The following is a 20,980-nucleotide window of genomic DNA, read 5'->3' as shown; positions in this document are numbered from 1 at the left end:
TGCAACGTACCGACCGCGTGTCGCCGCCCGAACGGCGCACCTTCAGTGGGTCCTCACCGCCTACTCTGGTGGGATGCAGCGGCGGATCTTTGGCATCGAGACCGAGTACGGGGTCACGTGCACCTTTCACGGGCAACGCAGGCTCTCCCCGGACGAAGTGGCGCGTTACCTGTTTCGGCGTGTCGTGTCCTGGGGGCGTTCGTCGAACGTCTTCCTGTCGAACGGCTCGCGGCTCTACCTCGACGTGGGCTCCCACCCCGAGTACGCGACGGCCGAATGTGACGACCTCGTCCAGCTCGTCACGCACGACAAGGCCGGTGAGCGCATTCTCGAGGACCTCCTGGTCGACGCCGAGCGGCGGCTGGCCGACGAGGGCATCGGCGGCGACATCTTCCTGTTCAAGAACAACACCGACTCGGCGGGCAACTCCTACGGGTGCCATGAGAACTATCTGGTGACCCGTGCCGGGGAGTTCTCGCGGATCGCCGACGTGCTGCTGCCGTTCCTCGTGACCCGGCAGCTGATCTGCGGCGCGGGCAAGGTGCTGCAGACGCCGCGCGGCGCCGTGTACTGCCTGTCCCAGCGAGCGGAACACATCTGGGAAGGCGTCTCCAGCGCCACCACGCGTTCGCGGCCGATCATCAACACCCGCGACGAGCCGCACGCCGACGCGGAGCGCTACCGGCGCCTGCACGTGATCGTCGGCGACTCGAACATGGCCGAGCCGACCACGATGCTCAAGGCGGGCTCGGCGAACCTGGTGCTGGAGATGATCGAGGCCGGCGTCCAGTTCCGCGACTTCACGCTGGACAACCCGATAAGGGCCATCCGCGAGATCAGCCACGACCTCACCGGCCGCCGCCAGGTGCGGCTCGCCGGCGGCCGCGAGGCGTCGGCGCTGGACATCCAGCGCGAGTATCACGCCCGCGCCGTCCAGCACGTCAAGGAGACCGGTTCGTCGCCGCAGTCCGAGCGTGTCGTCGAGCTGTGGGGCCGGGCGCTGGAGGCGGTCGAGCAGCAGGACTTCAGCAAGATCGACACCGAGATCGACTGGGCGATCAAGCACCGGCTGGTCGAGCGCTACCGCAACAAGCACGACCTCGATCTGTCGAGCCCGCGGATCGCCCAGCTCGACCTGGCCTATCACGACATCCGGCGTGGCCGCGGCATCTTCGACCTGCTGCAGCGGAAGGGCCTCGTGCGGCGGGTCACCGACGACGGCGAGATCGAACTGGCCAAGGACACCCCGCCGCAGACCACGCGGGCGAAGCTGCGCGGTGACTTCATCGCCGCCGCGCAGGCCGCCGGGCGCGACTTCACCGTGGACTGGGTGCACCTCAAGCTGAACGACCAGGCACAGCGGACCGTGCTGTGCAAGGACCCGTTCCGTTCGGTGGACGAACGCGTCGAGAGGCTCATCTCCTCGCTCTGAATTACTCCGTGAAGGCCATCTTGGAGGGCGCCGCGCGCTCTAAGGTGGCCTTCACGGATCTTCGAGGGAGAGGTGCGCCGATGCGCCGTGCGTTGCTGGTCCTGCTGGGAGCGGTCGTCCCGCTGGCGTTCACCGGCGTCGCGCACGCCGCGCCGGAGTGTCCCGATCCCGCGTGGGTGGAGACCCCGACGGGCACGGACGCTCAGCTTCGCGGTCTGTCCGCGGTGGATTCCCGTACGGCGTGGGTCAGCGGCAGCAGGGGCACCATCCTGCGCACCACGGACCGCGGTCGCACTTGGAAGCCTGTCGCTCCGGCCGGTACCGAGGCGCTTGACTTCCGCGACATCGAGGCCTTCGACGCCGAGCACGCGGTCGCCCTGTCGATCGGGCCCGGCGACGCGTCGCGGATCTACCGCACGGACGACGGCGGCGCGAGCTGGCGACTGTCCTTCCAGAACAGCGAACCGGCCGCCTTCTACGACTGTCTCGCGTTCTTCGACCACCGGCGCGGTCTCGCGATGAGCGATCCGGTGGACGGCAAGTTCCGGCTGCAGTCCACTTCGGACGGCGGCCGTACCTGGAAACCCGTACCCGCCGAGGGCATGGTGCCCGCGCTCGACGGCGAGTTCGGCTTCGCCGCCAGCGGCCAATGCCTTACGACGTCGGGTCCCCGTGACGCCTGGATCGCCACCGGCGGCGGTGCCCGCGCCCGGGTCCTGCATTCCGGCGACGGCGGGAAGACCTGGGAGGCGGCCGACACCCCGTTGCCCAGCGGCGCGTCCGCGGGCGTCTTTTCGGTGACCTTCCGGGATCCGCGGCACGGCGTGGCGATCGGTGGCGACTACGCGGCGCCGAACGCGCCCGGCCCGGCGGTCGCGCTCAGCGCGGACAAGGGCCGCACCTGGCGGACGCCGTCCGAGGCGCCGGTCGGCTACCGCTCGGGTCTGGCGTGGCTGGGGAACACGGTGCTCGCCGTCGGCCCCGGCGGAAGCGACGTGAGCCCGGACGGCGGGCGGCACTGGAAGTCGTTCGACACCGGATCGCTGGACTCCGTCGACTGTGCCCGCGGTGCGTGCTGGGCGAGCGGGGCGAAGGGGCGGGCCGCTCGCCTCGGGACGGCCTAAGCTCGAAGGACTATGACCGCACAAGCCGAACCGGTCCCGCAGACCACCGAGCAGCTGGTCGAGGTGCTGAAGGCGCTCGCCAACCCGATCCGGCTCCAGGTGCTCGGGTGGCTGCGCGAGCCGGACCGCCATTTCCCGCCGGAGAAGGCGATCGCCGACCAGAACGAAGTCGGCGTCTGCGTCAGTCATCTCCAGGCCAAGCTGGGGCTCGCGCAGTCCACGGTGTCCGCGTACATGGCGTTGCTGCAGCGCGCCGGGCTCGTCGAGTCCACGCGCGTGGGGAAGTGGACGCACTACCGCCGCGACGAGCGGCGGATCGCGCAGCTCGTCGACCTGCTGGGGCGCTCCATCTGAACTCGCCGGGAATAACATATCGAGAATCTGCGATACTTCGATATGTTGGACTCGACCTGAGGAGAGACAGATGGAACTGGGGCGTTTCGGGATCTGGACGTTCGACTTCGAGGATCAGCCCGCGAGCATGCTGCGGGATTCCGTGCGGGAACTGGAAGAACTCGGCTGGCCCGCGATCTGGATCCCGGAACGGGACGGGCGTGAAGCGCTGACCCACGCCGGATTCCTGCTCGCGTCCACCGAGCGGATGGCCGTGGTCAACGGGATCGCGCGCATCGGCTCCCGCGGCGCGCGCTGGACCCACGGCGCGGCACTGCTGCTCGCCGACGCGTATCCCGGCAGGCATGTCCTGGGGCTCGGCTTCGGTGGCGCGCAGCCCGGGGTCAAGCCGCTCGACGCGATGAGCGAGTACCTCGACGAACTCGACACCGTCACGAGTGCGAACCCGTTGCCCGAGGCGCCGATCCGGCGGCTGCTCGCGGCGTACGGACCGAAGATGCTCGGCCTGGCACGCGACCGGTCCGAGGGTGCGCACACTTACCACGTGACGGTGCCGCACACCGCCCAAGCGAGGGAAGTGCTGGGGGAGAAGGCCTTCCTCGGCGTCGAGCACGCCGTGCTGTTCGAAACCGATCCGGGCAAGGCGCGCGAGATCGCCCGCGAACACCTGCACGACTACCTGACGTCGGAGTACAACGTCGCCAAGTTCCGTCGTCTCGGCTACACCGAAGCCGACATCGACGGCGGCCGCGGCAGCGACCGGCTCGTCGACGACCTCGTGTTCTGGGGCGACCTCGACACCATCGTCGCGAAACTGCACGGGCACCTCGACGCCGGCGCCGACCATGTCGGCGTCCAGGTCATCGGTGTCGAACCCGGCGAGTCGGCCATGCCGCACTGGCGGCGGCTGGCCGAGTCGCTGCTGCCGCGCTAGCGGAGCTGGCCGGTCGGGCGGACCACGATCTCGTTGACGTCGACCGAGGGCGGCTGCTCCAGCGCGTAGAGCACCGCCCTCGCGATGTCGTCGGGCTCCAGTTTCGGCTTGGACTTCGAGTCCTCGGGGATCATCGAGGTGTCGACCAGGCCCGGCTGCACGACCGTGACCCGGACGCCGGTGCCGACGGCCTCCTCGCGGATGGAGCCGGCGAGCCCGGTCACCGCCCATTTCGTCGCCGAATAGAGGTTGCCCGGCCGGTGGTAGCGCCCGGCGACCGAGCCGGTGAGCACGAAGTGCCCCTTCGATTCGGCGAGTGACGGCAGGGTCGCCCGCGCGGTGAGGGCGGTGCCGTAGACGTTCGTCAGCACCATGTCCCGCCACTGTTCGGGGTCCGCGCCGCCGTCGCCGAAGAACGAGACGACGACGCTCTGCCCCGCGTTGGCGAACACCGCGTCCAGCCTGCCGAAGGTGTCCTTCACCGTTTCGACCGCGGCGGACAGCGAAGTCCAGTCGGTGACGTCGGCCGCGAGCGCCAGCGCCCGATCATCGCCGAATTCGGCGACGAGCGGGAGCAGTGCCTCGCGGTCGCGGGCGAGCAACGCGAGGCGGAACCCGGCCGCCGCGGCCCGGCGTGCGGTGGCTTCGCCGAGACCGCGGGAGGCGCCGGTGATCAGCAGTACTCGATCGTTCATGCCTCCAAACTAGGCGGCGTGTAGGTGTCCCACTCCGGCACCGGTTCGCCGACGAGCGAGGCGCCCAGCCGGTCGAGGTAGAAATGCCAGCCCTTGAGGATGTCCGAGGTGTCCCAGTCGGTCTTGGGCAGTAGGTGCACGAAATCGAGCACCGTTCCTTCACCGCGTTCGGTCAAGGTCAGCTCGACCCGCCACGCGGGCTGATCGGTCACGCCCAGATCCATCACCAGGCGCTTCGGCGGATCGCATTCGCGGATGACGGCCGGCCCCGGTTCGGAACCCTCCTCGGCGGTCATCGTCAGCATGATCGTGTTGCCGACCCCCGCCTCGCCCGTCCACGGACCGATCCACCGTGCCGTCCGGTCGGATTCGGTGAGCGCCGACCAGACGTCTTCGATCGGGTCCGGGTACTCGCGCCGGAGTTCGAGCCGGGTCACGTCGTTGTCCATGATGCGAAGATAACCGTGGACTTAATTAAGCGTCAACTTATGAGAACCAGCCGTCCGCGGAGACCGCCCGTCGCCAGGAGTTCGTGGGCTTTCACCGCCTCACTCAACGGCAGGGTGTCCGCGACCCGCAGGACGAGCGTGCCGTCGTCGACCATGTCCGCCAATCCGGTGAGTGCGGCGCCATCGGCGCGGATCCAGACATGCTCGACCGTGATGCCGCGCAAGGGGATCGGCGCCGCTCCGGCCGCGAACACCACGAACCGGCCACGGCTCGCCACGGCGTCCAAGGCTTCGAGCCCGAGCAGGGCCGTGTCCAGTGCGGCGTCGACACCGCCGGGGATCACCGCCCGCACGCGATCGGCGAGGAAATCCCCACGGGGCACGAAAACCTCCGCGCCGAATCCGCGGACCAGTGCCTCGTCGGCGGAACCGGCGACCGCGACCACCCGGAAGCCGCGTGCCTTGGCCAACGTGACCGCGTAGCCGCCGACGGCCCCCGCCGCACCGGTCACCAGGACCGTCGCTCCCGGCGGGAGATCGAGAAGATCGAGCGCCTGGACCGCGGTGAGACCGTTCAACGGCAGGGTCGCGGCCTCCTCGGGAGACGCCGTCCGCGGTGCCGCGGCGAGCGCGTCCGCGTCGAGGACGACGAACTCGGCGTACGTGCCGAGCGCCGCCGACGGCCGGTCCCGCAGTCCGATCACGCTGTCACCGGTGGCGAATCCGGTGACCCCGTCGCCCACGGCGTCGACCGTTCCCGCCACGTCCCACCCGAGCCCGAGCACCTCACGCGGCGGGACGATCCCCGCCTCGGTCAGGAAACCCGACCGGGTCCCGGCGTCGACCGGGTTGACGCCGGCCGCGGCCACTTTCACCCGTACCTGCCCGATTCCCGGTTCGGCCACCGGGACTTCGGCGAACTCCAGGACTTCCGGGCCGCCGAACCGGCGGACCACCACTGCACGCATCGTTTCTCCTCCAGGTGATCGTTCTCCACGAACGTATGGGGAGTTACTCTCCATCGGGAAGTACGCACTTCGAGGTGCCCAACCCACACGGAGGTACGCGCACGTGGTCACGCGCACGGCACAGGAACGGCGAGACGACGAGAAACGGGCCTACGACGCCTATCTCGCGGCCTGTCCCGCCCGGAAACTGCTCGACGAGGTCTCGGGCAAATGGGTCAGTCTCGTCCTCGTGGCGCTCGGCGACGGGCCCCAGCGCTACAGCGACCTCTCCCGCCGGATCGCCGGTGTCAGCCAGAAGATGCTCACGCAGACCCTGCGGACCCTGGAGCGGGACGGTCTGCTGACCCGCACCGTCACTCCGTGCGTGCCGGTGCGGGTGGACTACGAACTGACCGAACTCGGCCGGAGCCTCCGGCAACTGCTGGCCGGGATCAAGGACTGGGCCGAGACCCGGTTCGACGAGGTCGAGACCGCCAGGGATCGTTACGACGCGCGATCGGCGGCTGTCACCATCGGGTCGGACGGCGCGGGCTAGGGTAGCCGGGTGTCCACCGCACGCGCCGAACGTCTGGTCAACCTGGTTCTGGCCCTCCTGTCCACCCGGCAGTACCTCACCGCCGAGCGGATCCGGGGCATCGTGCCCGGGTACGCCGACGCGGCCAGCGACGAGGCGTACTTCCGCATGTTCGAGCGCGACAAGACCGAACTGCGCGAGCTCGGCATCCCGCTGGAGACCGGCCGCAACTCGGCGTTCGACGCGATCGACGGCTACCGCATCGCGCGGCGCGACTACGAACTCGGCGAGATCGACCTCGCGCCCGACGAAGCGACCGCGGTCGGGCTCGCCGTCCGGCTGTGGGATTCCCCGGAACTGACCGGCGAGGCCCAAGGCGCGCTGGTGAAACTCCGCGCGGCCGGGGTCGAGGTCGATGACCACGCCCCGACCGTCGTCGAACCCCGTGTGCGGGCCGAACCGGCGTTCGGTCCGCTGCTGGCCGCCGTCCAAGCCGGACAGGCGGTGCGCTTCGAGTACCGGCGCAGTGGTTCGGCCGAGCGCAAGATCCGCACCCTCGAACCGTGGGGCGTGGTGTCGTGGAAGGGCCGTTGGTACGTCGTCGGGCATGACAGGGACCGTGGCGCGTCCCGCTGCTTCCGCCTCTCGCGCGTGACCGGGAAGGTCGACGCCTTCGGGGAAACCGGCGTCGTCGAACGCCCGGAAGGGGTCAACCTGCTGAAGATGGTCTCCGCCAGCAGTGGCGAGGACCCGTCCGCGCCGACCATCGCCAGTGTCTGGGTCGCCGACGGCCGGGCCGCCGGGGTCCGCCGCCGCGGCCGGGTGGTCGGCCGCAGCGACGCCGGGGGAGAAGAAGGCGACCTCGTGGAGATCGAGCTGTACTACCCGGAATCGGCCGCGGACTGGCTCACCGCCCACGGCCCGGACGTCCTCGTCCTCGAACCCGACGTCCTCGCGAAGTCGGTCTTCAGCCGTCTCGAAGCCATCGCGCACGCCGGTGGTGCCCGATGAGCACCACCGGACGGATGCCGCGCCTGCTCGCGCTCGTGCCTTATCTCCTCGCCCGGCCCGGCATCAAGATCGACGACGCCGCCCACGACTTCGACGTCACGCCCAAGCAGCTGCGCAAGGACCTCGAGCTGCTGTGGATGTGCGGGCTGCCCGGCTACGGGCCTGGCGACCTGATCGACCTCTCCTTCGAGGGCGACACGATCGTCGTCACGCACGACGCCGGGATGAACCGTCCGCTGCGGCTCACCGGTGGCGAGGCGACGGCGATGCTCGTCGCGCTGCGGGCCTTGGCCGAGACCCCCGGAGTGGTCGACGCGGACGCCGTTCGCCGCGCCATCGCGAAAATCGAAGCCGCCGCGGGGCAGGCGCAGCCGTCGGGGATCGTCGTCGGCGGGGGAGTGCGCGAAGGCAAGAAGACCGCCGGGACGCGCGAAGCCGTCCGGGCCGCCCTCACCGCGAAGCGCGCGCTGCGGATCCGGTACTACACCGCGTCGAAGGACGAGATCACCGAACGGACCGTCGATCCGATGCGGTTGCTCATCGTCCAGGCGGTCGGCTATCTCGAAGCGTGGTGCCGCCGCGCCGAGGGAGTCCGGTTGTTCCGGCTCGACCGCATCGACGAACTGACCGTGCTCGACGAACCCGCCGTCCCGCCGGCACACGCCCGGCCCACTGACATTTCCGATGGTGTTTTCCGGCCGCGTCCCGACCAGCAGGAAGCCGTCCTCGTCCTCGATCCCGACACACGCTGGGTAGCCGAGTACTACCCCTGCGAGGAGCTCGACGAGCTCGACGGCGGGCGGCTGCGCATCCGGATGCGCTACGCCGACGAGTCCTGGATGGTCCGGCTGATCCTCGGTCTCGGCGGGGACGCGCAGGTCGAGAGCCCGGCCGCGCTCGGCGAGGCAGTTCGTCGACGAGCGGCCGACGCACTGGCCCGGGTTCGTCACCTAACGTCAACCTACGAGCAGTAGGGTGACGCCGTGTCGTACCTGCCGAGCATCGCGCTCGCCGTCGCCGGGCTGATCCTGCTCTTCGTTCTGCTAATCAAATTACGCAGAGTCTTGCGCGTGCTCACCCATACGGTGAGCATGGTGGCTACGAACACCCGAAAACGGACAGGGCTTCTTCGTGCCAGGTCGGCCGCGCTCCGCGTGGCGATCGCGCAACGACGCGAGCCCGAAGACCGGTAACATCACCTACGACAGACTCGAGAAGGAGGCCGCAAACGATGAACGCGCTGCAGCCGTGGCACATCATCATCCTGGTGCTCGTCGTTGTTCTGCTGTTCGGCGCCAAGAGGCTTCCGGACGCCGCGCGGTCCATCGGCAAGTCCATGAAGATCTTCAAGGCCGAGACCAAGGACATGGCCGGGGACAAGGCCGCCGAGACCGAAGAGGTCGAGACCAAGCAGCTGCCGCAGGCCACCACGCCCGCGCCCGCCGCGAACGCGCAGGACAAGCAGGTCGCCGACCTCCAGCGTCAGCTCGACGAGCTCAAGAAGCAGCAGGCCGCCACGCCCGCTCCGGCCGAGCAGGCGCAGAAGAACGCCAGCTGAGCGGTCTTACTAAGCCAAGCGGAGCCTGTTCGCGGATGAGCGCGCCGAAATCACGGCGCGCTCATGGTGGACCCTGACGAGAACGGACTGTCCAGTGGCGGATTCCGCCTCAGGTGAGGAGCGCCGCGGGTCGACGCGGCGTAAGCGCAGCCGTCGGAAGAACCCCGACGGCACGATGACGCTCATCGAGCACATCTACGAGTTCCGGCGCCGCCTGGGCTTCGCGCTGCTCGCCATCCTGGCGGGCGGGATCATCGGCTTCATCTGGTTCCAGACCAGGGTCGGCCCGATCCCGTCGCTGGGCGACATCATGACCGGCCCGTACTGCGGTATCCCTTGGGAGCGCAGGCTCGGAGCCAAACCGGACGGTCATTGCCAGCTGCTCCAGACGGTGCCGTTCGAAGCCTTCATGATCCAGCTGAAGGTCGGCCTGGCGGCAGGCGCGGTGCTGCTGGCCCCGCTGTGGCTCTACCAGATCTGGGCGTTCATCGCGCCCGGCCTCTACTCGAAGGAGCGCAAGTACGCGCTCACTTTCGTCTTCTTCGCGTCGATCCTCTTCGCCTTCGGCGCGGTGCTCGCGTACCTGCTCATCCCGCATGCTCTCGAGCTGCTGATGAACTTCGGTGGCGACCAGTTCATCACCGCCCTCACCGGTGACAAGTACATCTCGTTCATCCTGTCGCTGCTGCTGATCTTCGGCGTCAGCTTCGAACTCCCGCTGTTCGTGGTGATGCTGAACCGCGTCGGCGTCCTGAAGTACCAGACGCTGAAGAAGTGGCGCCGCGGCCTGATCATGGTCGTGTTCGTCTTCGCCGCCTTCGCGACACCTGGTTCGGACCCGTTCTCCATGATCGCCCTGGCTGGCGCGCTGGTGGTGCTCCTGGAACTCTCCATCCAGATCGCGCGCTTCCACGACCGCAAGCTCGACAAGGAACGCGGCACCGAGGGCTGGGACCAGCTCGCCGACGACGAGGCCGCGCCGTTCGACTACACGCCGAGCACGATCGACGAGGAGCCGTCGGCCGCCACGAACGGCAAGCGCACCAGCACCGACGACGTCACCTGAGCCGGGGATGCACGCGGCACTGGCCGTCCACCCCGCCTCGGGTAACGGGGCCGCGGAACGGCTGATGGAGTCGGTCGCGGCGCGGCTGCGGCCCGTCGTCGACCGGCTCGACGTCCTCGTCGCGCACACGGTCGAGGAATCCCGCGCGCTGATGACCGACTCCCGCGCGGCCGGTCTGGACGTCCTCGTCGTGCTCGGTGGTGACGGGGCCGCGCACCAGGGCGTTCAGTTCTGCGCCGAATCCGGTGTCGCGCTCGGGCTCGTCCCCGCGGGCACCGGCAACGACTTCGCCAGGGCGCTGGACATCCCCGAACGGCCGCACGCCGCCGCCGATCTCGTCGCCAGGCGGATCGCGGAGGGGAAACGGCGACGAGTCGATCTCGGACGGGCCGGTGGCGAATGGTTTGCCACCGTGCTGTGCTCCGGCTTCGACGCGCTGGTCACCGAACGCGCCAACCGGCTGACCTGGCCGCGCGGCCCGCGCCGCTACGACGTCGCGATCCTGGCCGAACTCGCCGCGTTCCGGCCCCGGCCGGTGGTGCTCCGCACGGACGTCGAGACACTCGAACTCGACGCCACCATGATCGCCGTCGGCAACACCCCCTTCTACGGCGGCGGCATGCGGATCTGTCCTGGAGCCGATCCGGAGGACGGGCTGTTCGACGTCACCGTCGTGGGCAACGCGACCCGGCGAGACCTGCTCCTCATGCTGCCCGGTGTCCGCTCCGGTGAGCACACCGCCCATCCGGCGGTCCGGACCCTCAAGGCCGCCCAGATCCACTTGGCGGGCAGCGACCTGCCCGTCTACGCCGACGGCGAGCCGGTGGGCAGGCTGCCGCTCGACGTCACCTGCGTCCCCGGAGCGCTCACCGTCGTCGGGTGAGCCCGGCGTAGTCACCCGCCCGCCATACCTGGCCGCGGAACGTCATGGCCGACATCAGGTCGCCGCGCGGGAAGAACACCCCGCCGCAGCGATGGCAGAACCACGCCTGCCGCCAGTACGCCAATGCGTCCGGGATACCTCGCCGGATCCGCGCGTTGCGCCGTAACCGGAGTACGAACAGCACGGCGAACAAGCCGACCAGCGCGAAGGCGCCGAAGGGGAAGATCCAGGCGCCGATGGCCGCACCGACACGGCCGCTCGCGGTCGGCGCGGGGTTCTCGGCGAGCGAGTCGGTGGCGAAGGAGACGAACGCGAACGCGGGGATCAGCAGCACCAACGCGAGCGTCAAGAAGCACCCGCCGCCGCGAAGCACCGGATACGGGTTGAGCGACGCCGCGGTCGCGGTCACCGACACACCCGTGTGCGTCGTCGCGGTGTAGACCACGCCGTCACCGGCGGGGGTGGCCGTCATACCGCCTTGCACCCGGTAGGTCGTCTGCCCGCTCTGGAACACCGCCGGCACACTCTGCACCTGGTCTACCTGCGCGCACTGCGGGCAAGCGATCTCCATGCCGTCCCCTCTCGATCACGAATCCGCCCCTTGGATGACAGAGGCGTGGCGGCCGTTCCCGAGATCGTCACACCGAGTGCGAACTGTCGGTGGGGTATGGAACCCTGACGAAGTGGTCAATAGCCCTTCTCAGACCCCGGCCGAGGCCTACGCGGCCTCCCAGCGCCGCGCTCGATACCCCCAGCTGACCCGCTTCGCGGCCGAATCGTCGTTCGAGTTCGACGACTTCCAGGTCCGCGGCTGCGAGGCGCTCGAAGACGGTCACGGTGTGCTCGTCTGCGCGCCCACCGGCGCCGGGAAGACCGTGGTCGGCGAGTTCGCGGTGCATCTCGCCCTCGCCGAGGGGCGCAAGTGCTTCTACACGACGCCGATCAAGGCGTTGTCGAACCAGAAGTACGCCGACCTCGTCGGCCGTTACGGCGTTGACGCGGTCGGCCTGCTGACCGGCGACACGTCGATCAACGGCAACGCGCAGGTCGTGGTCATGACCACCGAGGTCCTGCGCAACATGCTCTACGCCGGGTCGTCGACCATCGGCGAGCTCGCGTACGTGGTGATGGACGAGGTCCACTACCTCGCCGACCGGTTCCGCGGCGCCGTCTGGGAAGAGGTCATCCTCCACCTGCCCGAGCACGTCCGCGTCGTCGGCCTGTCGGCCACGGTGAGCAACGCCGAGGAGTTCGGCGAATGGCTCGTCGAGGTCCGCGGCGACACCACCGTCGTCGTCGACGAGCACCGCCCGGTGCCGTTGTGGCAGCACATGCTGGTCGGCAACCGCCTGCTGGACCTGTTCGCCGGCCAGGAGGAACACGCGCCCGGCGCCGAACTGCGAATCAACCCCGGCCTGCTGCGCCGCACCGAGGAGATCGGTGGACGGTTCGCCCCGGCCGGATTGCGCGGACCGCGCGGGCGGCGAGGCGCGCCGTCGCGGATGCCGCGGTTCCGGCCCACGTCCCGCACGGACACGGTCGAGCGGCTGGACAACGCCGGTCTGCTCCCCGCCATCGTGTTCATCTTCTCCCGCGCCGGCTGCGACGCCGCCGTCGGTCAATGCGTCCGGTCGGGTCTGCGGCTCAACGGCCCCGAAGAGGTCGAGAAGGTCCGTCGGATCGTCGCCGAGCGCACCAAGGACCTGCCCGAAGGCGACCTCGGCGTCCTCGGCTACTGGGAATGGCGCGAGGCGCTCGAACGCGGTATCGCCGGGCACCACGCCGGGCTGCTCCCGGCGTTCAAGGAGACCGTCGAGGAGCTGTTCGTCCAGGGGCTGGTGAAGGTCGTGTTCGCCACCGAGACGCTCGCGCTCGGCATCAACATGCCCGCGCGCACCGTAGTGCTGGAACGGCTGGTCAAGTACAACGGCGAGGCGCACGTCGACCTGACGCCGGGGGAGTACACGCAGCTCACCGGGCGGGCCGGGCGGCGCGGGATCGACGTCGAAGGCCACGCGGTCGTCGTCTGGCAGCCGGGGATCGACCCGAAGCAGGTCGGCGGCCTGGCCTCGACCAGGACGTATCCGCTGCGGTCGTCGTTCCGGCCCGGGTACAACATGGCGGTCAACCTGGTCGCCCAGGTCGGCGCCGACGCAGCCCGTGACCTGCTGGAACAGTCGTTCGCGCAGTTCCAGGCCGACCGGTCGGTGGTCGGGACGGCGCGGCGGATCGAGCGGAACAAGGAGGCCCTGCGGGGCTATACCTCCGCCATCACCGGCGATTTCGACGAGATGCTGGAGTACGTCGAGCTGCGGGCGAAGATCTCGGCACGGGAGAAGGCGCTGTCGCGGCAGAACACGTCCGCTCGCCGGGCGGGCACCGCCGAGTCGCTGGAGAAGCTCCGCAAGGGTGATGTCATCGCCGTGCCCGCGGGACGGCGCGCCGGGCTGGCGGTCGTCGTCGACCCGGGGCTCGACCCGATCCGCGAGCCGCGGCCCGTCGTGGTCACCGAGGACCGCTGGTCCGGACCACTCTCGGTCTCGGACTTCCCGTCGCCGGTCGAGGCGCTGGGGAACATCAAGCTGCCGAAGCACATCGAGCTCCGCTCGCCCAAGACAAGGCGCGACATCGCCTCCAGTCTGCGCAACGCGGGAATCTCCTTGCCCGGCAGGCAAAAGCGGCGCGCCGGGGCCAATGAGGACGGTGAGCTTGCCGCGCTGCGGCGGGCGCTGCGGGCGCATCCGTGCCACGGTCTGGCCGAACGCGAGGCGAATCTGCGCTGGGTCGAGCGCTACCAGCGGCTCACGGCCGAGACCGAGCAACTGGAACGCAAGGTCGCCGCGACCACGCACTCGCTGGCGCGCGCCTTCGACCGCATCCTGCGGCTGCTCGGCGAGCGCGGTTACCTCGGCCCCGCGTCGAAGGGCGACGGCGAGGACCGGGTCACCGAACACGGCAAGCGGCTCACCCGGCTCTACAGCGAGTCGGATCTGCTCGCCGCCGAATGCATCCGGCACGACGTCTGGAAGGGCCTGGCCCCCGCCGAACTCGCTGCCGTCGTCTCGACGCTGGTTTTCGAGGCACGCCGGGACACCGCGGGGGAGCCTCGCCTGCCCGCGGGCAAGGTGGTCGACGCCTGGCAGGCGACCACGCGCCTGTGGATGGAGCTCACCGAAGACGAGCGGCGGCACAAGCTGGACCGCACCCGCGAGCCCGACGCCGGTTTCGCCTGGCCCGTCTATCGGTGGGCGCGCGGCGAATCGCTGGAGAAGGTCCTCACCGCCGCCGAAGCGAACGGGCAGGAGCTCTCGGCCGGTGACTTCGTCCGTTGGTCGCGGCAGGTCATCGACCTGCTCGACCAGATCCGCGACGTCCTCGGCAAGGCGGATCCGGTCGGCGCGGCGGCTTCGGACGCGGTGAAGGCTTTGCGCCGCGGAGTCGTGGCGGCCGGCGGCGCGTGACCGGAGGCGTGACTCGCGTGATCAGACGGACGGCACGAGCGTCGGCCATCCAATCACGCGTGTCGTCCGTCTGATCACACGCGCCGTCCCCTCGAACACGCGCGACCGCCGAAGCGATACGGGCCCTCGAGTGGGGAGGATTCGGGACGTTCAACGTCCCGAATCCTCCCCACCCGGATCACCTGGCCGGCGCGAGTCTCGGAGGGCATCGTCGAGAGGCCGCCCGGTACTGGGGCTTGATCAACGGAGGATCGGGGACACTCAACGTCCCCGATCCTCCGTTGATCAAGCTCGTACGAACTAGTTCGCAGCCGAGTAGGGAGCCCGAAGCCCACCGAGATGAAGCGAACTCCCGTGGGCAGGCGAGTACAGACCCACTGGAACCGTCCTCACCGCTCGCAAGGCGTTGGGCTGACCGGCGGAACGGAAGCGCCTCCGGTGTGAGCACGGTCGCGGGGAGATGGCCCGACACCACCCGGGAACAGTGGGCAGGGGCGCCGACCTGTGGTTGGATCGCCCACGACGGCCATGCAGGTCGGCCGGTGACGATGGCGGAACAGGCGGAGGCGAACGATGAGCACGCCGTATGGCGGCAACGACCCGCAGCAGCAGCCCCAATGGGGGCAGCAGCCGGGCTACGGCCAACAGCCGGGCGGCGCTCAACCGCCGAGCGGCCCGCAGCAGCAACCGCAGTGGGGCCAGCAGCCGCAGTACGACCCGTCGCAGACCCAGCAGCAACAGCCTCAATGGGGTCAGCAGCCCGCGCCGTACGACCCGTCCCAGCAGCAGCCCGGGTATCCGCAGCAGGATCCCTCCCAGACGCAGCAACAGCAGCCCCAGTGGGGCCAGCAACCGCAATACGGCCAGCAGCCGGGATATCCGCAGAGTGGGCCCCAGCAGCAGCCGGGCTACCCGCAGAGCGGCCCGCAGCAGCAGCCCCAGTACGGGCAGCAGCAGCCCGGCCAGTACGACTACGGCCAGAGCCAGTTCCCGGGCACCCAGGGCGAGGCGCAGGACAAGCCGAAGTCCAAGAAGGGCCTCTTCATCGGTATCGGCGCGCTCGTGGTGATCATCGCCGCGGTCGGCACCCTCGGGTTCGTCACGCCGGGCTGGTTCAACACCCAGGTCTTCAACAACACCCAGATGCAGACCGACGTGCAGAAGCTGCTCACCGAGACCTACGGGATCAAGGAGATCAGCGCGGTCACCTGCCCCTCCGGCCAGGAGGTCAAGGACGGGGTGAAGTTCACCTGCACCGCCACGATCGAGGGCAAGCCGCAGGAGGTGCCGATCACCGTGAAGGGTGACACCGGCAACTACGAGGTCTCGCCACCCGCCACCACCAAGTAAACCGCGGGCGCCTGACACGGTCGATCCTGCATGATCGTGTCATGAGCGACTTTTCAGTGCGGCCGCTGCGGTCCGACGAGGAACGGGCCGCGACGGATCTGTTCAGGCGGGCCTTGCACGCCAAGGAGATGACCGACGAGGAATGGTCGGCCATCGCCCCGTCGATGCAGCCGGATCGTGGATTCGGCGCGTTCGACTCGGAGCTGATCGGCACCCTCCGGTCCTTCGACTCGGAGGTGACGCTGCCCGGTGGCGGCACCACGCCGCTCGCCGCGGTCAGCCTGGTCGGGGTCCGCGCCGATCGCATCCGTCGTGGCGTGCTGACAGCGCTGATGCGTGCCCAGTTCGAGGATTTCGCCGCCCGTGGGGTTCCCGCGGCGATGCTGCACGCGTCCGAGGGCGCCATCTACGGCAGGTTCGGGTACGGCGTCGCCGTGCGGGCCAAGTCGATCGAGATCGACAAGCGCCGCGCCCGGTTCCGTCCCGAAGTGCCCGCCGGTGGGCAGATCTCCCTCCTCGATCTCGAGAACACCATCGAGCAATGGCCTTCGCTCTTCGACGCGCTCCCACGCACCCGGCCCGGCATGATCGCGCGCAGCCCGCATCTGTGGCCGGGCTACGAACGCGAACTGCGACGGGCGACAACGCCGGTCACGACTGCGGTGCACAGCGGCGCGGATGGTGTCGACGGCTATGTCACCTACACCGTGGAGCGGGCCCAGTTCGGCTCACCGGCACTGCTTAAGGTCCAGTCCTTCCACTACGCGAGTCCCGACGCGTTCGCCGGGCTGTGGCGCTACCTGCTGTCCGTGGACCTGGTCGACCGCATCACCGCCGAGAAGCGGCCGCTCGACGAGCCGGTGGAGCTGCTGTTCACCGACCCGCGTGACGTGGCGGTGAACAAGGTCCAGGACGAGGGCTGGTTCCGGCTGGTCGACGTCGAGACGATGCTCGGCGCCCGCACGTACCGGGGTGAACCGGTCGTCATCGAGGTCACCGATCCCTTCCTGGAGCACAACTCCGGCCGCTATCGCCTGTCCGAGGACGGCGCCGCCCGCACCACCGACCCGGCGGATCTCGAACTGCACGCCGACACCCTGTCGATGGTGTACCTCGGTGGCTGGCGTCCCTCGGATCTCGCGTTCGCCGGACGCGTCCGCGCGACCGGGGAGACCGCCCTGGAGCGAGCGGACCAGCTGTTCGGCACGCGGGTGAACCCCTGGTGCGGTACCTTCTTCTGACGTTGGATGATCACACCGGTGGGGGTGCAGAAGCTTGAGCAGGCGAGCCGTCGCGACGGTCGGTCTGTGTGGTGCCGCTTTCGCGGTGCTGGTGGCGTGTTCGGACACCCCGGCGCCCGCGCCGGCGACGAAGACCGTCACGGTACCGCCGACGTCGAGACCTTCGTCGAGCGCGCCCGCGACCGCCGGCGGTTCGTCCTCCAACGCTCCGGGCAGGGTCTTCGATCCGAGGACGATGCAGGCGGACGTGCGGAAGATCCTCACCGAGACCTATCAGGTGAACGAGGTCGGCGACGTGCTCTGCCCGTCGAACCAGAAGGTCGAGGACGGCAGCACGTTCACCTGCACCGTGCAGGTCGCCGGCGAGGGCAAGACCGTCACGATCACCGTCACCGGTGAAGACGGCCGCTACGAAGTCGGCGCTCCCGCCTGAAAAACCGGTTGGGGCTCCCCGGGCCGGACGGCAGGATCCACGGTATGAGCGAATTCCTTGTGCGTGCCGTGGCCGAAGGCGAACAGCGAGCCTGCCTCGACGTCCTGGCGGAGTCGTTGCACGGCAAGCCCGCCACGGACGAGGTCTGGGCGAAGATGGCTCCGTCCTGGACCGCCGCGGGCAAATTCGCCGCGTTCGACGAGCACGGCGCCCCGGTGGGGATCGCGAGTTCGTTCGACGTCGAGCTGACCGTCCCGGGTGGACAGAAGCTCGTGACGGCGGCCGTCGACGGTGTCGGCGTCCGTGCCGACTGGACCCGCCGCGGGATCCTCACCACGATGATGGCCGTACAGCTGGAGGATTTCGCGGCGCGAGGTGTCCCGCTGGCCGCGTTGCACGCCTCCGAAGCCGTCATCTACGGCCGCTTCGGGTACGGCGCGGCGACGTTCGGCAAAGGCGTGTCGATCGAACGCCCGCGCGCCCGGCTTCGGGACGGCGTCGGCCGGACCGGCGAGGTCAGGTTCATCACCCCCGACGAAGCGGTGGAGCGCGTTCCCGCGTTGTACCACCGCTTCGAGGGAGCACGACCGGGGTTCGTCTCCCGGCCGCCGGCTTGGTGGCCGGGCTTCTTCGAGCGCGTGGTGAAGGGGGACGGCGGCTACCGGGTGGCGGTCCACAGTGGACCGGACGGTGACGATGGTTTCGTCGTCTACCAGACCATCGACGCGCGCGACCGGCAGGCGCCGGAGCGTGGGGCGATCCTGGACATCCGCGAACTCCATGCCGCCACGCCACAGGCCTGGGCGGGGCTGTGGCGTTTCCTGCTGTCGGTCGACCTGGTCTCGGAGGTCTCCGGACGGGGCCGCCCGCTGGACGAGCCGATCGCCGAACTGCTCACCGACCCGCGCGCGGTGAACACCACCGAGATCATCGACGACCTGTGGCTGCGGCTCGTCGACGTCCTCGCGGCGCTGCGGGCGCGCTCTTACGGCACCGCCGAACCCGTGGTGCTCGAAGTGCACGACAAGCAGCTTCCGGACAACAACGGCCGTTACGCCGTCGGCCCGGACGGGGTGGAACGCACGAGCGCCGAGGCCGATCTGCGGCTGGACGTGGCCACCTTGTCGTCGCTGTACCTCGGCCATGGTCTCTTCAGCGATCTGGCCCTGTCCGGGCGGGTCGAGGCGCTGGACGAGGCTGCGGTCGCCCGGGCCGACGTCCTGTTCCACACCGCGCGCTCGCCGTGGTGCGGGACGTTCTTCTAGGCACTCGAGCCCCCTGCAGTACGTGAAGGCCCCCTTCCTTGCGTCTAGCGCAATGAAGGGGGCCTTCACGTACTTGGGAAGGTGTGAAGGTCGAGTTTCCTCGGCTGAGCCAAGGGAAGGGGCCTTCACGCGCGGTCGCTGTGACTGCTGAGACTGGTGTTATTGCTGAGGCTGCGGATGGCGATCGTGTAGTCCGTGAAGGCCTCCTTGAGGGACCCAGGGTCCCTCAAGGAGGCCTTCACGTACTTGCGATCTACTGGCCGTCAGGACGGGTTGCGCCGCGGTTTGATCCGCACCTGCGGCAACGTGGGCGCGGGCAGCCAAGCCGTGCTGCCCTGGTAGCCCTCCACCCGGCCGAACCGGTCCGCCTGCGCCTGCCACGCCTCGCGGTACTCGGCGATGTCCTCGTGGCTGCGGCCCACGAAGTTCCACCACATGACTAGTTCCTCGGTGAACGGCGTCCCGCCGAGCAGGAGCACCCGAGCCGGTTCGGTGCCGGGGTTCGCGAGCTCCAACCGCCCGGCGCCGGGCGCGAGGTAGGCGAGTTCGCCGGTGTCCAGCGCGACTTCGGCGACGGTGACGGAGCCGATGTCCTGCAGGACACCGTGTTCGAAGGCCGGATCGACGTCGAGGGCCACGGTCGCGCCAGGCTCGACGGTGAGTTCGGCGCCCAGCAGGGGAGTGAACGCCGGGACCGGCGAGGTGGTCCCGGCGAGGCTGCCCAGGAACACCCGCGCCGTGGCGCCGGGCAGATCGAGCAGCGGCGGCGCGTAGTGGCGGAAGTCCCGTGCGGTGTCGCGATGTTCGTCCGGCAGCGCGATCCAGAGCTGGACTCCGTGCAGGGTCGAAGTGTCCGGTGTGGACACTTCCGAATGCGCGATACCGTGCCCGGCGGTCATCAGATTGAGCTCGCCCGGCCGCACCATGGCGTGGGTGCCGATGCTGTCGCGGTGCTCGATCTCGCCGCTGAACAGCCAGCTCGCGGTCTGCAATCCGGTGTGCGGATGCGGTGCGACGTCCATCCCGCCGGACGCCGAGACATCCTGTGGGCCGTAGTGGTCGGCGAAACACCACGCGCCGATCAGCGACCGCTGCCGCTGCGGAAGGGTGCGGCGGACCCGGATCGCGCGCGGGCCGCCGAGCGGGACGTCGCGCGGGGTCAGCACGGTGACGCCTTCGCCCGGCCGCTCTGAGCACAGCAGCTCGGCCGGGTCGGCCTCGGTGTTGCTCATGACTTCGGGAGCGCGGCCAGCAGACGCTCCACCGAACGGCCGAGATTCCAGCGTTCCGCGAGTTCCGCGACCTTGTCCGGGTCGGCGGGCTCGGACGGGACGATGTCCGGGCGGGACTGCTCGACCGGCGCGTCCGCCGCGACCCGGACGACGGTCGGGGCCACCGCGAGGTAGTCGGCGGCGTCGGTCAGCCGCAGCCGGGTCTTGAGCGGAACCCGCGAGTCGCCGGCGTTCGACGCCTCGATCAGCTCCTGCAACGAACCGAACTGGGTGATCAGCTTCGCCGCGGTCTTTTCGCCGATCCCGGCGACACCGGGCAGCCCGTCCGACGGGTCTCCGCGCAGCGCGGCCATGTCGGCGTATCCGGGACCGGCGTTCCCCGCCGGGATCCCGTACTTCTCGGCGATCTCGTCCGGGCCGAGGACTTCGGCCTTGTTCCAGCCCTTGCCGACGTAGATGACCACAGTGGACGTCGGCTCATGACGCACCAGCTGGAACAGGTCGCGGTCACCGGTGATGACCTCGACCGGGGACTCCTGTTCGCGGATCGCGAGGGCGCCGATGACGTCGTCGGCCTCGTAACCGTCCGCCTCGGCCGTCGCGATGCCGAAGGCCTCCAGTAGTTCGAGGATGATCGGCACCTGCGGGGTCAGGGTGTCCGGCACCTCTTCGACGTCGCTGCCTTCCGGGACCTCTTCGGCCACCCGGTGCGCCTTGTAGCTGGGCAGCAGATCGGTGCGGAATTTCGGCCGCCAGTCGGCGTCGAGACACGCGACCAGCCGGGAAGGGCGCCGGTCGACGAGGATCCGCGCGATCGTGTCGGTGAACCCGCGCACGGCGTTGACCGGTGTCCCGTCCGGGGCGGTCATCGAATCGGGCAGTGCGTAGAACGAGCGGAAGTAGAGGCTCGCGGAATCGAGGAGAGCGAGTGGTCCGGTCACGCGGACAGCCTGCCATGTTCCGCCCCGGATGTCCGTGAAGGACCCGACCCCCAGCCGAGTCCTCCACGG

22 protein-coding genes are annotated in these 20,980 nt (G+C 69.5%); 16 read left to right on the top strand and 6 right to left on the bottom strand.

Features of this window, described 5'->3' with window-relative positions; genetic code table 11:
* Positions 1–73: 73 nt before the first annotated feature.
* The 4 genes from pafA to AJAP_RS19755 all read left to right on the top strand — a co-directional run bounded on the left by pafA (position 74) and on the right by AJAP_RS19755 (position 3,844).
* The gene (pafA, locus tag AJAP_RS19770) at positions 74–1,432 is read left to right on the top strand and encodes a Pup--protein ligase (protein WP_037337524.1); all 1,359 of its coding nucleotides are present in this window, start codon (positions 74–76) and stop codon (positions 1,430–1,432) included.
* 80 nt (positions 1,433–1,512) lie between these two features.
* Entirely contained in the window at positions 1,513–2,556 is a 1,044-nt protein-coding gene (locus AJAP_RS19765) for a WD40/YVTN/BNR-like repeat-containing protein (protein ID WP_038513860.1), read from the top strand.
* Positions 2,557–2,568: 12 nt separating this feature from the next.
* Positions 2,569–2,910, top strand: coding sequence for an ArsR/SmtB family transcription factor (locus tag AJAP_RS19760; RefSeq protein ID WP_037337530.1), 342 nt, complete (start codon positions 2,569–2,571; stop codon positions 2,908–2,910).
* Between the two features lie 70 nt (positions 2,911–2,980).
* A complete protein-coding gene (locus AJAP_RS19755) occupies positions 2,981–3,844 on the top strand; it encodes a TIGR03620 family F420-dependent LLM class oxidoreductase (protein WP_038513858.1) in 864 nt (287 codons plus the stop codon).
* On the opposite strand, the gene AJAP_RS19750 is transcribed toward AJAP_RS19755, so the two are convergent.
* Genes AJAP_RS19750 through AJAP_RS19740 form a run of 3 tightly spaced genes read right to left on the bottom strand, consistent with a single transcriptional unit; the run spans position 3,841 to position 5,956 of the window.
* Entirely contained in the window at positions 3,841–4,539 is a 699-nt protein-coding gene (locus AJAP_RS19750) for an SDR family oxidoreductase (RefSeq protein WP_038513855.1), read from the bottom strand. The genes AJAP_RS19755 and AJAP_RS19750 overlap by 4 nt on opposite strands.
* Positions 4,536–4,988 (bottom strand): SRPBCC family protein, encoded by a 453-nt coding sequence (locus AJAP_RS19745; protein ID WP_038513854.1) that lies wholly within the window; start codon positions 4,986–4,988, stop codon positions 4,536–4,538. Before AJAP_RS19745 ends, AJAP_RS19750 begins: the two co-directional genes overlap by 4 nt.
* A 32-nt stretch (positions 4,989–5,020) precedes the next feature.
* Positions 5,021–5,956 carry an NADP-dependent oxidoreductase gene (locus AJAP_RS19740; RefSeq protein WP_038513850.1) on the bottom strand — a complete coding sequence of 312 codons (936 nt, stop codon included), beginning with the start codon at positions 5,954–5,956 and terminating at the stop codon, positions 5,021–5,023.
* A gap of 103 nt (positions 5,957–6,059) precedes the next feature.
* On the opposite strand from AJAP_RS19740, the gene AJAP_RS19735 reads away from it, so the two are divergent.
* The 7 genes from AJAP_RS19735 to AJAP_RS19705 all read left to right on the top strand — a co-directional run bounded on the left by AJAP_RS19735 (position 6,060) and on the right by AJAP_RS19705 (position 10,988).
* Positions 6,060–6,491, top strand: coding sequence for a winged helix-turn-helix transcriptional regulator (locus tag AJAP_RS19735; RefSeq protein ID WP_038513847.1), 432 nt, complete (start codon positions 6,060–6,062; stop codon positions 6,489–6,491).
* A 9-nt stretch (positions 6,492–6,500) separates the two neighbouring features.
* Positions 6,501–7,481: a helix-turn-helix transcriptional regulator gene (locus tag AJAP_RS19730; RefSeq protein ID WP_038513844.1), complete on the top strand. Its 981-nt coding sequence runs from the start codon at positions 6,501–6,503 to the stop codon at positions 7,479–7,481.
* On the top strand, positions 7,478–8,455 hold the full coding sequence (locus AJAP_RS19725) for a helix-turn-helix transcriptional regulator (RefSeq protein WP_038513841.1): 978 nt from the start codon (positions 7,478–7,480) through the stop codon (positions 8,453–8,455). The genes AJAP_RS19730 and AJAP_RS19725 overlap by 4 nt, the downstream gene beginning before the upstream one ends.
* Positions 8,456–8,464: 9 nt before the next feature.
* Positions 8,465–8,674 (top strand): bacteriophage holin, encoded by a 210-nt coding sequence (locus AJAP_RS19720; protein ID WP_038513838.1) that lies wholly within the window; start codon positions 8,465–8,467, stop codon positions 8,672–8,674.
* Positions 8,675–8,712: 38 nt separating this feature from the next.
* Positions 8,713–9,039, top strand: coding sequence for a Sec-independent protein translocase subunit TatA (gene tatA, locus AJAP_RS19715; protein ID WP_038513835.1), 327 nt, complete (start codon positions 8,713–8,715; stop codon positions 9,037–9,039).
* A 94-nt stretch (positions 9,040–9,133) separates the two neighbouring features.
* Positions 9,134–10,105 (top strand): twin-arginine translocase subunit TatC, encoded by a 972-nt coding sequence (tatC, locus tag AJAP_RS19710; RefSeq protein WP_038513832.1) that lies wholly within the window; start codon positions 9,134–9,136, stop codon positions 10,103–10,105.
* Between the two features lie 7 nt (positions 10,106–10,112).
* Positions 10,113–10,988 (top strand): diacylglycerol/lipid kinase family protein, encoded by an 876-nt coding sequence (locus AJAP_RS19705; protein ID WP_038513830.1) that lies wholly within the window; start codon positions 10,113–10,115, stop codon positions 10,986–10,988.
* Here the strand turns inward: AJAP_RS19705 and AJAP_RS19700 are convergent.
* Positions 10,972–11,559, bottom strand: a complete 588-nt coding sequence (locus tag AJAP_RS19700; RefSeq protein WP_038513827.1) for a hypothetical protein — start codon at positions 11,557–11,559, stop codon at positions 10,972–10,974. The genes AJAP_RS19705 and AJAP_RS19700 overlap by 17 nt on opposite strands.
* Positions 11,560–11,671: 112 nt before the next feature.
* Here AJAP_RS19700 and AJAP_RS19695 point away from each other — a divergent pair, with 112 nt between their 5' ends.
* From AJAP_RS19695 to AJAP_RS19675, 5 genes are all read left to right on the top strand, one after another.
* Entirely contained in the window at positions 11,672–14,449 is a 2,778-nt protein-coding gene (locus AJAP_RS19695; protein WP_038513824.1) for a DEAD/DEAH box helicase, read from the top strand.
* A 573-nt stretch (positions 14,450–15,022) separates the two neighbouring features.
* Positions 15,023–15,799 (top strand): DUF4333 domain-containing protein, encoded by a 777-nt coding sequence (locus tag AJAP_RS19690; RefSeq protein ID WP_038513822.1) that lies wholly within the window; start codon positions 15,023–15,025, stop codon positions 15,797–15,799.
* Positions 15,800–15,840: 41 nt separating this feature from the next.
* Positions 15,841–17,040: a GNAT family N-acetyltransferase gene (locus tag AJAP_RS19685; protein WP_038513820.1), complete on the top strand. Its 1,200-nt coding sequence runs from the start codon at positions 15,841–15,843 to the stop codon at positions 17,038–17,040.
* Between the two features lie 34 nt (positions 17,041–17,074).
* Entirely contained in the window at positions 17,075–17,473 is a 399-nt protein-coding gene (locus tag AJAP_RS43035) for a DUF4333 domain-containing protein (RefSeq protein ID WP_084098254.1), read from the top strand.
* Between the two features lie 44 nt (positions 17,474–17,517).
* Complete coding sequence (locus AJAP_RS19675; protein WP_038513817.1) at positions 17,518–18,738, top strand: GNAT family N-acetyltransferase; 1,221 nt, start codon at positions 17,518–17,520, stop codon at positions 18,736–18,738.
* Positions 18,739–19,001: 263 nt separating this feature from the next.
* Here AJAP_RS19675 and AJAP_RS19670 read toward each other — a convergent pair whose 3' ends face one another.
* Together AJAP_RS19670 and AJAP_RS19665 are read right to left on the bottom strand one after the other, a co-directional pair.
* Positions 19,002–19,970, bottom strand: a complete 969-nt coding sequence (locus AJAP_RS19670) for a pirin family protein (RefSeq protein WP_038513814.1) — start codon at positions 19,968–19,970, stop codon at positions 19,002–19,004.
* The gene (locus tag AJAP_RS19665; protein ID WP_037337579.1) at positions 19,967–20,911 is read right to left on the bottom strand and encodes a 5'-3' exonuclease; all 945 of its coding nucleotides are present in this window, start codon (positions 20,909–20,911) and stop codon (positions 19,967–19,969) included. The genes AJAP_RS19670 and AJAP_RS19665 overlap by 4 nt, the downstream gene beginning before the upstream one ends.
* Positions 20,912–20,980 lie beyond the last annotated feature (69 nt).

This window comes from Amycolatopsis japonica (genome assembly GCF_000732925.1).
Classification (GTDB): Bacteria; Actinomycetota; Actinomycetes; order Mycobacteriales; family Pseudonocardiaceae; genus Amycolatopsis; species Amycolatopsis japonica.
This window is presented reverse-complemented; position numbering and strand designations above follow the sequence as displayed.

Bases quoted from the DNA above. Each gene is read 5' to 3' on its own strand.
- pafA (WP_037337524.1), top strand. From the start codon at position 74: ATGCAGCGGCGGATCTTTGGCATCGAGACCGAGTACGGGGTCACGTGC.
- AJAP_RS19675 (WP_038513817.1), top strand. From the start codon at position 17,518: ATGAGCGAATTCCTTGTGCGTGCCGTGGCCGAAGGCGAACAGCGAGCC.
- AJAP_RS19755 (WP_038513858.1), top strand. From the start codon at position 2,981: ATGGAACTGGGGCGTTTCGGGATCTGGACGTTCGACTTCGAGGATCAG.
- AJAP_RS19690 (WP_038513822.1), top strand. From the start codon at position 15,023: ATGAGCACGCCGTATGGCGGCAACGACCCGCAGCAGCAGCCCCAATGG.
- AJAP_RS19745 (WP_038513854.1), bottom strand. From the start codon at position 4,988: ATGGACAACGACGTGACCCGGCTCGAACTCCGGCGCGAGTACCCGGAC.
- AJAP_RS19685 (WP_038513820.1), top strand. From the start codon at position 15,841: ATGAGCGACTTTTCAGTGCGGCCGCTGCGGTCCGACGAGGAACGGGCC.
- AJAP_RS19740 (WP_038513850.1), bottom strand. From the start codon at position 5,956: ATGCGTGCAGTGGTGGTCCGCCGGTTCGGCGGCCCGGAAGTCCTGGAG.
- tatA (WP_038513835.1), top strand. From the start codon at position 8,713: ATGAACGCGCTGCAGCCGTGGCACATCATCATCCTGGTGCTCGTCGTT.
- AJAP_RS19765 (WP_038513860.1), top strand. From the start codon at position 1,513: ATGCGCCGTGCGTTGCTGGTCCTGCTGGGAGCGGTCGTCCCGCTGGCG.
- AJAP_RS19705 (WP_038513830.1), top strand. From the start codon at position 10,113: ATGCACGCGGCACTGGCCGTCCACCCCGCCTCGGGTAACGGGGCCGCG.
- AJAP_RS19760 (WP_037337530.1), top strand. From the start codon at position 2,569: ATGACCGCACAAGCCGAACCGGTCCCGCAGACCACCGAGCAGCTGGTC.
- AJAP_RS19725 (WP_038513841.1), top strand. From the start codon at position 7,478: ATGAGCACCACCGGACGGATGCCGCGCCTGCTCGCGCTCGTGCCTTAT.
- AJAP_RS19750 (WP_038513855.1), bottom strand. From the start codon at position 4,539: ATGAACGATCGAGTACTGCTGATCACCGGCGCCTCCCGCGGTCTCGGC.
- AJAP_RS19670 (WP_038513814.1), bottom strand. From the start codon at position 19,970: ATGAGCAACACCGAGGCCGACCCGGCCGAGCTGCTGTGCTCAGAGCGG.
- AJAP_RS19700 (WP_038513827.1), bottom strand. From the start codon at position 11,559: ATGGAGATCGCTTGCCCGCAGTGCGCGCAGGTAGACCAGGTGCAGAGT.